13 protein-coding genes are annotated in these 12,918 nt (G+C 39.7%); 12 read left to right on the forward strand and 1 reads right to left on the reverse strand.

Annotated elements, in window-relative coordinates; translation table 11 throughout:
- The first annotated feature begins 58 nt into the window (after window positions 1–58).
- The 5 genes from gpmA to KUI_RS00750 are packed head-to-tail and all read left to right on the forward strand — an operon-like array spanning window position 59 to window position 5,824.
- On the forward strand, window positions 59–805 hold the full coding sequence (gene gpmA / locus KUI_RS00730) for a 2,3-diphosphoglycerate-dependent phosphoglycerate mutase (protein ID WP_013521917.1): 747 nt from the start codon (window positions 59–61) through the stop codon (window positions 803–805).
- Window positions 805–2,403 carry a peptidoglycan DD-metalloendopeptidase family protein gene (locus KUI_RS00735; RefSeq protein ID WP_013521918.1) on the forward strand — a complete coding sequence of 533 codons (1,599 nt, stop codon included), beginning with the start codon at window positions 805–807 and terminating at the stop codon, window positions 2,401–2,403. The genes gpmA and KUI_RS00735 overlap by 1 nt, the downstream gene beginning before the upstream one ends.
- A 1-nt stretch (window position 2,404) precedes the next feature.
- Window positions 2,405–3,967 (forward strand): S41 family peptidase, encoded by a 1,563-nt coding sequence (locus KUI_RS00740; protein ID WP_013521919.1) that lies wholly within the window; start codon window positions 2,405–2,407, stop codon window positions 3,965–3,967.
- On the forward strand, window positions 3,948–4,856 hold the full coding sequence (locus tag KUI_RS00745; protein WP_126476006.1) for a HesA/MoeB/ThiF family protein: 909 nt from the start codon (window positions 3,948–3,950) through the stop codon (window positions 4,854–4,856). Before KUI_RS00740 ends, KUI_RS00745 begins: the two co-directional genes overlap by 20 nt.
- A complete protein-coding gene (locus tag KUI_RS00750) occupies window positions 4,853–5,824 on the forward strand; it encodes a TRAP transporter substrate-binding protein (protein WP_013521921.1) in 972 nt (323 codons plus the stop codon). Before KUI_RS00745 ends, KUI_RS00750 begins: the two co-directional genes overlap by 4 nt.
- On the opposite strand, the gene KUI_RS00755 is transcribed toward KUI_RS00750, so the two are convergent.
- Window positions 5,780–7,576 carry a M61 family metallopeptidase gene (locus tag KUI_RS00755; RefSeq protein WP_014840066.1) on the reverse strand — a complete coding sequence of 599 codons (1,797 nt, stop codon included), beginning with the start codon at window positions 7,574–7,576 and terminating at the stop codon, window positions 5,780–5,782. The two genes, KUI_RS00750 and KUI_RS00755, sit on opposite strands and share 45 nt — an antisense overlap.
- A gap of 103 nt (window positions 7,577–7,679) precedes the next feature.
- Here KUI_RS00755 and KUI_RS00760 point away from each other — a divergent pair, with 103 nt between their 5' ends.
- From KUI_RS00760 to atpG, 7 genes are all read left to right on the forward strand, one after another.
- Entirely contained in the window at window positions 7,680–8,090 is a 411-nt protein-coding gene (locus KUI_RS00760; protein WP_013521923.1) for an ATP synthase subunit I, read from the forward strand.
- 28 nt (window positions 8,091–8,118) lie between these two features.
- Window positions 8,119–9,000, forward strand: coding sequence for a F0F1 ATP synthase subunit A (atpB, locus tag KUI_RS00765; protein WP_013521924.1), 882 nt, complete (start codon window positions 8,119–8,121; stop codon window positions 8,998–9,000).
- 48 nt (window positions 9,001–9,048) lie between these two features.
- Window positions 9,049–9,291 carry a F0F1 ATP synthase subunit C gene (gene atpE / locus KUI_RS00770; protein WP_014110840.1) on the forward strand — a complete coding sequence of 81 codons (243 nt, stop codon included), beginning with the start codon at window positions 9,049–9,051 and terminating at the stop codon, window positions 9,289–9,291.
- Between the two features lie 101 nt (window positions 9,292–9,392).
- Window positions 9,393–9,863 carry a F0F1 ATP synthase subunit B gene (locus KUI_RS00775; RefSeq protein WP_044953904.1) on the forward strand — a complete coding sequence of 157 codons (471 nt, stop codon included), beginning with the start codon at window positions 9,393–9,395 and terminating at the stop codon, window positions 9,861–9,863.
- Between the two features lie 11 nt (window positions 9,864–9,874).
- Window positions 9,875–10,417, forward strand: a complete 543-nt coding sequence (locus KUI_RS00780; RefSeq protein ID WP_014840068.1) for a F0F1 ATP synthase subunit delta — start codon at window positions 9,875–9,877, stop codon at window positions 10,415–10,417.
- Window positions 10,418–10,449: 32 nt separating this feature from the next.
- Window positions 10,450–11,991, forward strand: coding sequence for a F0F1 ATP synthase subunit alpha (gene atpA / locus KUI_RS00785; RefSeq protein ID WP_014840069.1), 1,542 nt, complete (start codon window positions 10,450–10,452; stop codon window positions 11,989–11,991).
- 13 nt (window positions 11,992–12,004) lie between these two features.
- Window positions 12,005–12,913 (forward strand): F0F1 ATP synthase subunit gamma, encoded by a 909-nt coding sequence (gene atpG, locus KUI_RS00790; protein ID WP_014840070.1) that lies wholly within the window; start codon window positions 12,005–12,007, stop codon window positions 12,911–12,913.
- Window positions 12,914–12,918: the final 5 nt, after the last annotated feature.

The following is a 12,918-nucleotide window of genomic DNA, read 5'->3' on the forward strand; positions in this document are numbered from 1 at the left end:
CCATAAATTATAACAAGTTAAAATAGTCAAACATTTGTGAAAACTTTATAGGCGACTTATGTATAAACTTGTTTTGATGCGTCATGGCGAGAGTCAATGGAATCTTGAAAATCGTTTTACCGGTTGGGCTGATGTAGACCTTACAGATACGGGTCGCAAACAAGCAAAGGAAGCGGGGGCATTATTAAAAGAGCAGGGATTTGACTTTGACATTGCCTACACTTCAGTATTAAAGCGTGCCATTAGAACACTTTGGATCGCATTAGATGAGATGGATCGTATGCATCTACCTGTTATGAAGTCATGGCGTTTAAATGAGCGTCATTACGGTAATCTTCAAGGATTAAATAAATCCGAGACAGCTCAAAAATTTGGAGATGAGCAGGTTTTGATATGGCGTCGTGCCTATGCTATTGCTCCAGATCCAATTTCTAATGATGATGAAAGACATCCTCGATTCGATGCTCGATATAAAGATTTAGATCAGAGTGAGCTTCCAAGCACCGAATGCCTAAAAGATACTGTTGCTCGTGTTATTCCTTTGTGGGAGGAGCAAATCTCAAAAGATATCAAAGAAGGTAAGCGAGTTCTTATTACCGCACATGGAAATAGCTTGCGTGCATTAATTAAGCATTTGGATCAAATTAGCGACGATGATATTGTGTCTTTAAACATACCAACTGGACAACCTCTTGTTTACGAGCTTGATGAGAATTTAAAACCAATTAAGCATTACTATATTGGCGATCAGGAAGCGATTGCTAAAGCGGTTGCTGCCGTAGCTGCTCAAGGAAAGGCTAAGTAATGAAGTGGGTTAGGGCTGTTGCATTTTGTTTGGGCGTATGTGTTACGTCGGCATTGCCAGCCCAAATTAATTTAACAAAACAGCAAAATCAGGTTGAAAAACAACGCATCGCCCTCCAAGAAAAAATAAAAAAACTCGAGCAGGAAATTGAGAAAAAAGAGACTCAAAAAGACGATATTCTGGATGAATTGCATAAATCTGAAAAGCTAATTTCCGAGCAAACCAAAAAACTCCAGGACCTTGAAAAAGAGGGTGCAGAACTTAAGAATAAGTTGGAGGCCTTGAAGCTCGAAGAGCATGAGCAGAAGACTGCATTAAACAATAGAAAGGCCGAGCTATCTTTACAAATTAGTACTCAATATAAAAGTCAAGTATCCCCATGGGCTACTCTTTTATCTGGTCATGATGCACAAAAAATCTCCAGAGAAATGGGATATTTAACTTATGTATCCCGTGCAAAGATTCGCATTATATCTGCAATTACACAGGATTTAGCACGTATATCCCAGACATTAGTTCAAATCAATCAAACTCAGAAACAATTAGCGACTGTTCAAGCCAACGAAAAAAAAGTCAAAGCTGATTTAATTAAAGAGCAGGAACAGTATAAAAAATCTCTTAAAAATGTAGAAAAGACATTGGCAAAGCGACGTAAGGAAGCACAGTCTCTTAAAAATGATGACCTTAGGTTGAGTCAAATTATTGAGGGTATCGAGACGAAGATACAATCTGAACGAGAAGAGCTTCGAAAGGCTGAGCTAGCACATCAACAGGAAGTTTTAAAGCAGGCCTTGCGAGCAGAAGAGCTACGTAAAAAAGCTCAAATTGAGGCACAAAAAGCAAAAGACATTGCCTCAAAAGCTCAGTCAACTGCGGATGAAGCGGCTGTTCAGGCAAATCAGGCTACAAAAAAATTAGAAGAAGCACGTAAGCGTATATCAGAAGAATCAGCTAAAAACATTGAAGAAAGCCATATAAATACAGAATTTTTTAATGCCTCCCCAGAGGAGCGAAAACGCATACTATCAGAGCAGTTACGCGAAATTGAAATTGCCGAGGCTGCGGCACGACAGTTAAAAGATAATGCTGAAATCGAAGAAGCGAAAGCTAAACTTGCTCGCAATAAAGCAATCAAAGCCGAGACACTTCTTAAAAAAGCTAAAGAGGATGAAAAGCGTATTAATTCAAAAAGAAACGCAACCCTTGGATCTGGTTTACAAAAAAATTCTCCTTGGCCTATACGAGGCGAACTGATGGCCAATTATGGTCAGAATAGAGTGGATACAGGCGATGTTTGGAGAGGGATACTAATTAAAGCCTCTGCAGGTGCACCTGTTAAAGCTATTGCTTCGGGACAGGTTGTGTTTTCAAACTGGGTGAGGGGATTTGGAAATTTGATTATTATCGACCATGGAAATCATTATTTAAGCGTTTATGCCTATAATCAGAGTTTGCTAAGTGCTGTTGGTCAAACCGTAAACGTAGGTGATGTGATTGCAAAAGTCGGGGCTACTGGTGGTCAAGTTGAGCCTGCACTGTACTTTGAAATTAGAAGTGGAACTCAACCAGTAGATCCACTTATTTGGTTAGCTCAATAATATGAAATTATTCAAAAAGTTTTTATTACCTATATTTCTAGGGATGCAGTTTAGTGTGTGGGCTCAATTGCCCGCACAAAAACCCCCATTGCAGACACAGCCTTCAGAGAATATTGAAGATATTGACTCTGAAACTTCTGAAAAATATAAAAACACTTTTGACTATCTTAACTATGATGCACTGGGTTCCAAGATTACGTCTAAAGCTGAAGATGAAGCAAATTTCAAATATGAGGAGTTGCGTAGATTTGCATTGGTATTTGCAAACATAAAAAACAGATATATTGAAAAAATGAGTGATAGAGAAATCGTAGATGCCGCGATTAGAGGGCTACTGGATGATCTAGATCCTCATACTGTTTATTTAGATGCAGATGATATGGCCGATTTACGTGAGGAAACGGATGGAGAGTTTGGCGGTCTTGGCATTGAGATGGGTATGTCTGGAGGAAAGGTAAAGATAATTACCCCCATTGAAGATGCACCTGCATCGAAAGCGGGGTTATTGCCAGGGGACCTAATCACTGAAATTAATGGCAAAGAAACCCAAAAGATGACCCTATCAGAGATAGTTAAAACTGTTAGGGGCGAGCCAGGTACAAAAGTTCACTTGGTTGTTGAGCGCAAAGGTTCGGATAAACCGCTTATCTTTGATATTACTCGTGAACTTGTGCATATCGACAGTATTAAAACTCAACTTATCGAAGATATACTCTACATAAGGATTTCGCAGTTTCAGCAAAATTCATATGCGGATTTAGTTAAGGCGGTTTCGAAGGTTGACACTCCGCCTAAAGCCTTAGTTCTTGATGTACGCAATAATCCTGGAGGGTTACTTAATTCTGCAGTACTTATATCCAAACTTTTTGTTCAGACGGATAAGCCAGTAGTAACTACTAAGGGCCGTGATGGCAATGTTGAGGATTACGCATCTATGTTGTCTGAAGCATATGCGAGCGAGGATGTAGATCAAGGGAAGTTGCCAGTTTGGCTGAAGACATTGCCAATGGCTGTTCTTATTAATGTGGGGTCCGCTTCAGCGTCAGAAATTGTTGCAGGAGCGATGCAAGATTTTCAACGGGCCAAAATAATTGGTAATCGCAGTTTTGGAAAAGGTTCTGTCCAAATCGTTATTAATATAGATGAAGAAACGGGCATGAAACTTACAACTTCACGTTATTACACACCCAGTGGCAGGTCAATTCAGGCTCTCGGCATAACTCCTGATATTCAAGTTACTGATACTGTGTATGGCGATTTGTTCCCACCAGCACGTGAGGCGGATTTAGATTCTCATTTAGAAAACGAAAAGTCTATTTCAAACAAAGCTAAAGACGAACTCAAATCCGAGTCTGCTAATGACGAGGTTAAAACTCAAAATAAAACAAAAGGGGTTGGGTTTATTCCTCCATTAGAGAAAGATAAAAAATCAAAAGCCTCAGAATTTAAACCCGCAAAAGGAGCTAAGTCGTTTAAATTTGGATCTCCAGAAGATTTCCAACTTCAACAAGCTATAAATTTTCTTAAAGGTAAGTCAGTAGTAAATGGTCCAGTCTCTAAATGATGAGCAAATGCTGAGATATTCTCGGCATATTATGCTTAATAATTTTGGATTTGAGGGGCAGGAAAAGCTATCAAATGCACGAATTGCCATAATTGGGCTAGGTGGTTTAGGTTCCGCTGCATCCATATACTTAGCGGCATCAGGAGTAGGCGAGCTTATTCTTGTGGATGATGACGTAGTAGATATTACGAATCTACAAAGGCAGATTGTGCATAATGAATGCGAAGTCGGCTTTAAAAAAGTCGTATCAGCAAAAGAATCATTAACTAAATTAAATTCAGAAATAAAGATTACTCAAATCGGCAAAAAGTTTACACCGAATTTGTTGCAAGGTGCTATTGATGCGGTTCTCGACTGCACAGATAATTTTGCTACGCGACATGATATCAATCGGTATTGTGTACAAAATAAGATTCCATTAGTGTCAGCAGCTGCTATCGAATGGTCAGGTCAGATAACTACATTTGATTTCAGAGATGCTACGTCACCTTGTTATGCTTGTCTATATGCTCCTGAAGATGAGGCTCCATGCGAGTCTTGTGCCACTCTTGGGGTGATATCTCCTTTGCTTGGCGTTATGGGGAGTATGCAAGCCTTGGAGGCTATAAAACTTATTTTAGATTGTGGTCATTCTGATGTAGTAGATCAAAACGGCAATCTCGCACTTGGTCCTGACCAAGCTCAAGATTGTGGTCAGTTCGACAGTCATGAGTGCTGTCAGGGCGATGAATTAGTAAAGAACGATGATGTAAATCATGATGTTTCACAAAATCAGGACCAAGCAATTAAAACTCTAAAAGGTAGATTGCTCAGATTCGATGCTTTAACAAGTACATGGTCTAAGTTTGATTTGAAGCGTAACACTGAATGTAGTATTTGTTCGAGATGAAATTACGTTTAATTTTGATTGGCGTTGTTATTGCCACCCTAATTATTTTTTACGAATTTGTACTTCCTAAAAATATTAAAACCGTTAAGATAGGCTTTGCCCTACAGGCTCAATCTCATTATGGTGTAAGTGCCTCTCGCATAAAGTCTGAATTAAATGAAAGTTTAGACTTAAAGTTATTTCCAAACAGTATTCTAGGAAGTGAACGCGAAATGATAGAAAGCCTAAAGCTCGGAACGCTTGATATGGCCATAGTTTCCACGGGTGCGTTGCAGAATTTTGTTCCGCAGGTTGGGGTGTTTGATATGCCCTATTTATTTCGAGATATTCAACATGCACGCTCAGTCCTCGATGACCAAATTGGCAATGATATGCTTAAAAAAATCAGTCGAGAGGGTGTCGTTGCTCTTGCGTGGGGAGAACAGGGTTTTAGGCATCTGACAAATAGCAAGCACCCAGTTCAATCATTTAAAGATGCCCGTGGATTAAAAATCAGAACAACACAAAATGCCATACATATTCGTGCTTTTAAAAGCATGGGATTTTCGCCAGCTCCCATGTCATGGACAGAGGTGCCCTCAGCTATGAGCCAAGGCGTTATCGATGGTCAAGAAAATTCTATAAGCGTTATGGTGTCAGAAAAAGTTTATCAGTACCAAAAACATTTATCTTTGACTGCACATTTCTATGCACCTGCGGTCATATTGGCTTCCGAACATTTTTACGATAGACTTAGCGAACAGCAAAAAGAGCAGGTAAGAAAAGCAGCTCACCTCGGTGCACAGCAAATGAGGGCGTTTGTAGACAATATGGAATCCAAAGGTTTGGAAAAGTTGCGTGCTGAAGGTATGCAAGTCGTCACTGATGTGGATAAGGATTCCTTTGCAGTTCCAGCACGCAATGACGACTTAGAGTACTACAAGCTATTCGGAAAGGATCTGATCGAAGAAATTCGGGCTCACCCCTGATAGCGAAATTTTTTTCTCATCGTCTTGCTGATTTAAGACTACATCATAAGTCTTAAGTACGTCACCTCTGAACACATCGATGGATACACGGTCTTGCACTTTGTATCCTTTTAAAAGCACTTCGAGTTTTTCGGTTTTTGCTTTGACTTTATCTATGGCAATAAGCTCATCTTTCGCCGAAATACCCGCATTAGCAGCAGCTCCACCTGAATAAACGTTAGAAAAAATTAATCGCCCATTTTCTTGTTTAAGTTTCGCATTAAGGGCCGCATTATTTTTCGACTCGCTTTGATTGCTTTCTAACTTCAAATTAACGCCCTCTAGCAGTTCTTCTAGTGGCAATGCCTCCTTGCCATAAGCCCATTGTTTTATCTCATCGTACATGCGAATTCCGACAGCCTCTTCGATTAAATCGATGATATTGATATCATTGCCAGAGCTTGCGTTATCTATGGCTAATATACCTCCACGTTCATCAGGTGCCTTAGAGTAGAAATTTTCACCAAGTTTTTTCCAGATGAACTGCAAAACCTCTGCCAACGAATGCCCACGAGCACGTAAAAACATATCAATGCAGAATGCAACCAAGGCACCTTTTGCGTAATAACTAGAGATGCTGTTAGGAGAATTTTCATCCTGTTTATAGTACTTGGTCCATGCTTCGTAGGAGCTTTGGGCTATGGATTGATGTTTATGCCCCTCAACACCAAAAACCGCATTATAAGTTTTCGAAATTAGTTCGAGATATTTTTCTGGGTCGATTAACTTGGACATTGCCAACGTTAAATCATCATAATATGAGGTAAAGCCTTCAAAAATCCACAAAGTATCTATAGGACGCATGCCATCGAGCTGTAAATACTTGTGTTCAGCTGGGACAATCCGCTTCACAAGCCACGTATGGAAATATTCATGGCTAACAAGCCCTAGAAATCTCACATATCCGTCATCCATCTCAAAACCGTGAACGGTGGGCAAATCAGCCCTTGAGCAAATCAATGCCGTACTCGATCTATGCTCCAACCCGCCATATGAATTTTCAGTAACAAGGACCAAAAAATGATACTTTTGTGCCGTATCTAAAAACGGTGCTCGCTTAGTTATCGGATCAAAAAACGCAATTTCGGTTTCGCATATTTTTTGAGCATCGTGGGCAATCCTGTCTAAATCTATATTTGGCAATGCCCCCGTAAACACCAACATATGCTCTGCCCCATGAGCCGTAAAAGAAACAGTTTGAGGTTTTCCTATTTCTACTGGACAATCTACTAGTTCAAAGTAGTCGGTTGCTATATATTCACCAAATGAATTTTCCTGTGAGTCGTTTGCTTTTCTAAGGGAAGTGTAAATTTTCCAATCGCTCGGAAAATCTGTAATATTTAAATTGTGTGGTACATATTCCGAGTTTTTAATCGCAAAAAATAGGCTTGTTCCATTAAAAAACGCATGTGTGTCATCTACATGTGCAGCTCTAACAGACAGGTCGTAAGCATATATCAAATATGTAATAGTAACGGTTTGTCCTCTGGGGGCAATAACCTCGTAACTATGTGGAGTTAAGGGTTTTCCATTGATTTGAAGATCGATTATGTTCTTAGAAAAATCTCTAATCATGTAAGAACCAGGAATCCATTGAGGAAAATAGAGTTCTAACTTTTCATCGTCCGAATTGTTTGTAAATGACATCTCAACCGACAGCAAATGTTCTGAAAGTTTGTGTGGTCGTACATTAAAAAAAACTTCTGAAATCATAAAAAATTTTTTGTATAAAAGGGTTTTTGTATTTTACATTTAACATAAAACTGTATATACTTATGACAGTTTTGAGTTCGCAAAACATTAGGGATTATATCTATTGGAAGCTTATAAACTCACAGCTGAGGAGCGTCTTAGATTAGACACTCAGGCTTCACGTGGATTAATTTGGGTTTTGATATCTCAGCTAATTTTCCTCCTTGCAGTATCAGCTTTATTTGCATTGTTCGGATCTTGGAATCATGCATACTGGTCTAGTCTTGGAGGATTAGCTTATCTAATACCCACGGCTTTTGTCGTATTGCGTATGATTTTACGCATCTACTCAGGCAGGATGGCTTCTTTTGCTGGATTGTTTATAGCAGAGGGTATAAAAGTTATCGGAGCTCTAGTGATTTTGTGGTTGATTGTAAGACACTATGGAGACTCAATTATGTGGCTCCCTTTATTGGTAGGGTTTATTGCCACCATGAAGTCTTACTTTTTACTCATATTATTTAACAAGTTTTAGTTTTAGCGATTAAGCAGGAGTTTTTTTGATGGCAGCAGGTGCATCACCACAGCAAGCTTATATACAGCACCATCTAGGACATTTAAATAATTTTGGTCACCCCCAAGATACAATCGCTAATTTCAGTTATATCAATTACGACTCTATTTTTTGGTCCGTTCTTATGGGCTTGATTGTTATAGGTCTACTATATATGGCTGCTAAGCGTGCAACCGCTGGTGTGCCAGGTCGCTTTCAAGCTGCAGTAGAGATGGTCGTTGAGATGGTATCAGATCAAGCGAAAAGTATCATTCCAAACGAAAACTCACGCAAATTCGTAGCTCCCCTAGCACTTACTGTGTTTTTGTGGATTACATTGATGAATGCACTGGATTTAGTGCCCGTAGATTTTGCTGGTCAACTTTATAACTGGCTAGGTCTTGCTGGTGATCACCACCATCCAGGTCCTCTTTACTATCACCGTATTCTGCCAACTGCCGATCTTAATATCCCATTAGCTATGTCTATGGGTGTGCTTCTTTTATCTTTATATTATGGAGCAAAAATTCATGGGATCGGGCATTTTATTGTTGGCTTATTTACTGCACCTTTCCACGCTAAAGGTATCGCAGCAATTTTACTTGCACCCGCTAACTTTGCACTTAATATAATTGAGTATGCAGCTAAAACAGTGTCTTTAGGTATGCGGTTATTCGGTAATATGTTTGCTGGTGAGCTTGTATTTATGCTGATTGCGCTATTAGGCGGTGCATGGACAGGATTCAATGCATTGAGTATTGGATTGGGTTTCGGTCATGTTTTGGCTGGTTCCGTTTGGGCAATATTCCATATTATGATTATCTTGCTCCAGGCATTTATTTTTATGATGTTGACCCTTGTGTATATCGGTCAAGCTCATGAGAGTCACTAAGTTTTTTAATTTTTGTTTTAAATTGGTTTATCACTAAAAGGAGTTGTTATGACCACTTCAGCTTTCGTAGCACTAGCGTGTGCTTTCATCATTGGTTTAGGTGCTATTGGTGCTTGCATCGGTATCGCAATCATGGGCGGTAAATACCTAGAAGCATCTGCTCGTCAACCAGAGCTTATGAATGCACTTCAAACTAAGATGTTCCTTTTAGCTGGTCTTATCGACGCTGCATTCCTAATCGGTGTTGGTATCGCTATGCTTTTCGCATTTGCAAGCCCATTCGGTGCTTAATTAAGTGTTTTATTTGCACTACAAAGAAGTCGCTGGCTATGAGTTGTCATGGTCAGTTATTCGATAGATGTACTATCTAATATAGTAAAAGGAAAACGACCGTGAATTTAAATGCGACGCTCTTTTTCCAGATGATCGTATTCTTTGTGTTGGCATGGTTCACCATGAAATTTGTGTGGCCACCGCTAATCAAAGCAATTGACGAACGTCGTAAAAAGATTGCAGAAGGCTTAGCAGCGGCTGATAAAGGTAAATCCGACCTAGCTCAAGCACAAGCTCGTATCACACAAATTGAGCAATCAGCAAAAGCGGATAATCAATCTCGTCTTGCTGAAGCAGAAAAACTTTCTGCTCAAATTATTAGTGATGCCAGAGAAGAGGCTGAGGCTGAGCGTGCACGTATTCTTGCTCAGGCTAAGCAGGATGCAGAGCTAGAGATTCAGCGCTTAAAAGATTCATTGCGACAGGATGTTGCCACTCTTGCTATTAAAGGGGCAGAGCAAATTCTTCGTAGAGAAGTGGATGCTAGTGCTCACGCTGATTTATTAAATCAACTTAAAGCTGAGCTTTAATTAGGGTAATTATGGCAGAACTTTCGACATTAGCTAGACCATATGCTGAAGCTTTATTTGGGGTTGCTCATAAAAATAACACCATCGCTCAGTGGTCTCCAATTCTTGAAGAGATGGCTCAACTTGCCTCTCATGAAGGTGTTTTGGCTATGCTTCATGATCCTAAACTTTCTAAAGATCAAAGAAAGAAGGTTTTTCTAGATTTGATTTCTAATCAGGACAAACCAAAAGAGCTTGAGGACTTAGTAGACTTGCTAGTAACTAATAGTCGAATTGAGGCACTTTCTGAGATAGCAGATCAGTATGAGATGCTTAAGAGTAAACAGGAAGGATCTGCAGTAGCAAAAATTATTAGTGCCTATGAGATTAGTGAATCTCAGCTTAATGAGATTATGAGCGGTCTTGAAAGAAAGTTCGGAACTAAGCTTAAGCCAGAAGTGGTTATCGATAATTCAATTATAGGTGGCATTCGCGTAATTGTGGGTGACCAAGTTTTAGATTCATCTGTGCAAGCAAAACTAGAACGCTTGCGCGAGTCCTTGGTAGCTCAGTAGCTACCAAGTAACAGGGGTTTCAGGAGTATAAAATGCAACTCAATCCATCAGAAATCAGTGATTTATTGCAAAGTCGCATTCAGGGACTTAATGCGTCCACTGATGTTCGCACTCAGGGTACAGTAGTATCCGTAACCGATGGTATTACTCGTATTCATGGGTTATCAGATGTAATGCAAGGGGAGATGTTAGAGTTCCCTAATAATACTTTCGGTCTTGCACTTAACCTAGAAAGAGATTCTGTTGGTGCAGTTATTTTGGGTAACTACACAGGTATTTCTGAAGGCGATCAAGTTAAAACTACAGGTCGCATTTTAGAAGTTCCAGTTGGTCCTGAACTTTTAGGTCGTGTGGTTAATACTTTAGGTATGCCTATAGATGGCAAAGGTCCTATTAACGCAAAATTAACTGATGTGATTGAAAAAGTTGCTCCTGGTGTTATTGATCGTCAATCAGTTTCACAACCTCTTCAAACTGGTATTAAATCTATTGATTCTATGGTGCCTATCGGACGTGGTCAGCGTGAATTAATTATTGGTGACCGCCAAACTGGTAAAACAGCAGTTGCTGTGGATGCCATTCTTAATCAAAAAGGCACAGGGGTTAAATGTATTTATGTTGCGGTTGGTCAAAAAGCTGCTACTGTAAATAACGTAGTTCGAACTCTTGAAGAGCATGGTGCTATGGAGTATACGATTGTAGTTTCAGCAACTGCATCTGAATCTGCAGCTATGCAGTATCTAGCTCCATATGCAGGATGTACTATGGGTGAGTACTTCCGTGACCGCGGAGAGGATGCCTTAATAATATATGACGACTTAACCAAACAAGCTTGGGCATATCGTCAAGTATCATTGTTACTTCGTCGCCCACCTGGACGTGAAGCTTATCCTGGTGATATTTTCTACTTACACTCTAGATTGCTTGAGCGTGCTGCTCGCGTTAATACGGATTATGTTGAAAAATTTACTAATGGTGAAGTAAAAGGTCAAACAGGCTCATTAACAGCATTGCCAATCATTGAAACACAAGCAGGTGACGTTTCTGCATTCGTACCTACTAACGTAATTTCAATTACTGACGGTCAGATTTTCCTTGAAACTGACTTGTTCAATGCGGGTGTTCGACCAGCTATTAATGCGGGTGTTTCAGTGTCTCGTGTAGGTGGTTCAGCACAAACTAAAGTTGTTAAAAAATTGTCTGGCGGTATACGTACAGACCTTGCTCAATATCGTGAACTTGCAGCCTTCTCTCAGTTTGCATCAGATTTGGATGAAGCAACCCGTCGTCAGTTAGAGCGTGGTAAACGTGTGGTTGAGCTTTTAAAACAACCTCAATATCAGCCATTAAAAGTTTGGGAGTTAGCTGTAGCTCTTTATGCAGTAAATAACGGATACCTAGATGATATTCAGGTTGATGATGTTCTTAAATTTGAAAAGCTTCTTAAAGATGATTTAGAGCGCTCTCATAAAGAGATTATCGACGATATTGAAAGTAAAAAAGAGCTTACTAAAGAAAATGAAGCTAAGCTTAAAGAAGCAATCGCAAACTTTAAGAAAAATAGCTCATTCTAAGACAGGAATCTAAATGGCTGGTATTAAGGAAATCCGTAAAAAGATTAAGAGTGTCCAAAACACTCGTAAGATCACCAAAGCGATGGAGATGGTTGCCGCATCTAAGATGCGTAAGGCACAAGAACGCATGAAGGCTGGTCGTCCATATACGGAAAAAATTCGCACGATTGCCATGCATATGATGATGACTAATCCCGACTATAGTCATGCTTATCTGGAAGAAAGAAAAAATCAGAAAAAAGTTGGGGTTGTTCTTATCACAACTGATAAAGGTTTGTGTGGTGGCTTAAATACCAATATCACACGTCTTATGGTTAACCGCCTAAAAGAATTTTCAGCTCAAAACATCGAAGTTCAAGCTACGGCATTTGGAAGTAAGGGCATAGGATTTCTACAGAGAGCAGGTGTTGATATTGTTTCTGAGCAAGTTAATCTAGGCGATAAACCAAATCTTGAATTACTTATTGGTGCATTAAAAGTTCAGATAGATGATTATATGGAAGGTAGAATCGATGCACTTTACATCGCTACTAGTCAATTTATCAATACTATGCGTCAAGTGCCATCATTCTTCAGATTGCTTCCACTTCCAGATGGGTTAGAAGACCCATTCACAACTGAAGTTGGAACTATTCATGCTGAGGATGAACTTAAAACAGAATATAGATGGGACTATATCTTCGAGCCAAACGTTCAGGAAGTTATTGATGATTTACTTCATCGATATGTTGAGGGTGTAGTTTACCAATCCGTAGCGGAAAATATGGCTTCTGAGCAGTCTGCTCGTATGGTTGCTATGAAAGCCGCTTCGGATAATGCTAAGAAGGTTATAGGCGAGCTACAGTTGGAGTACAACAAAACTCGTCAAGCAGCTATTACAAAAGAAATTTCAGAAATCGTGGGAGGTGCCGCTGCTGTTTAATCAGC

The organism is Taylorella equigenitalis ATCC 35865 (assembly GCF_000276685.1).
In the GTDB taxonomy this organism is placed as follows: Bacteria; Pseudomonadota; Gammaproteobacteria; order Burkholderiales; family Burkholderiaceae_B; genus Taylorella; species Taylorella equigenitalis.

What these genes read in the sequence shown, in the direction of transcription:
- KUI_RS00750 (WP_013521921.1), top strand. Translation starts at nt 4,853, where the DNA reads ATGAAATTACGTTTAATTTTGATTGGCGTTGTTATTGCCACCCTAATT.
- atpE (WP_014110840.1), top strand. Translation starts at nt 9,049, where the DNA reads ATGACCACTTCAGCTTTCGTAGCACTAGCGTGTGCTTTCATCATTGGT.
- KUI_RS00740 (WP_013521919.1), top strand. Translation starts at nt 2,405, where the DNA reads ATGAAATTATTCAAAAAGTTTTTATTACCTATATTTCTAGGGATGCAG.
- KUI_RS00735 (WP_013521918.1), top strand. Translation starts at nt 805, where the DNA reads ATGAAGTGGGTTAGGGCTGTTGCATTTTGTTTGGGCGTATGTGTTACG.
- atpG (WP_014840070.1), top strand. Translation starts at nt 12,005, where the DNA reads ATGGCTGGTATTAAGGAAATCCGTAAAAAGATTAAGAGTGTCCAAAAC.
- KUI_RS00780 (WP_014840068.1), top strand. Translation starts at nt 9,875, where the DNA reads ATGGCAGAACTTTCGACATTAGCTAGACCATATGCTGAAGCTTTATTT.
- gpmA (WP_013521917.1), top strand. Translation starts at nt 59, where the DNA reads ATGTATAAACTTGTTTTGATGCGTCATGGCGAGAGTCAATGGAATCTT.
- atpA (WP_014840069.1), top strand. Translation starts at nt 10,450, where the DNA reads ATGCAACTCAATCCATCAGAAATCAGTGATTTATTGCAAAGTCGCATT.
- atpB (WP_013521924.1), top strand. Translation starts at nt 8,119, where the DNA reads ATGGCAGCAGGTGCATCACCACAGCAAGCTTATATACAGCACCATCTA.
- KUI_RS00745 (WP_126476006.1), top strand. Translation starts at nt 3,948, where the DNA reads ATGGTCCAGTCTCTAAATGATGAGCAAATGCTGAGATATTCTCGGCAT.
- KUI_RS00755 (WP_014840066.1), bottom strand. Translation starts at nt 7,576, where the DNA reads ATGATTTCAGAAGTTTTTTTTAATGTACGACCACACAAACTTTCAGAA.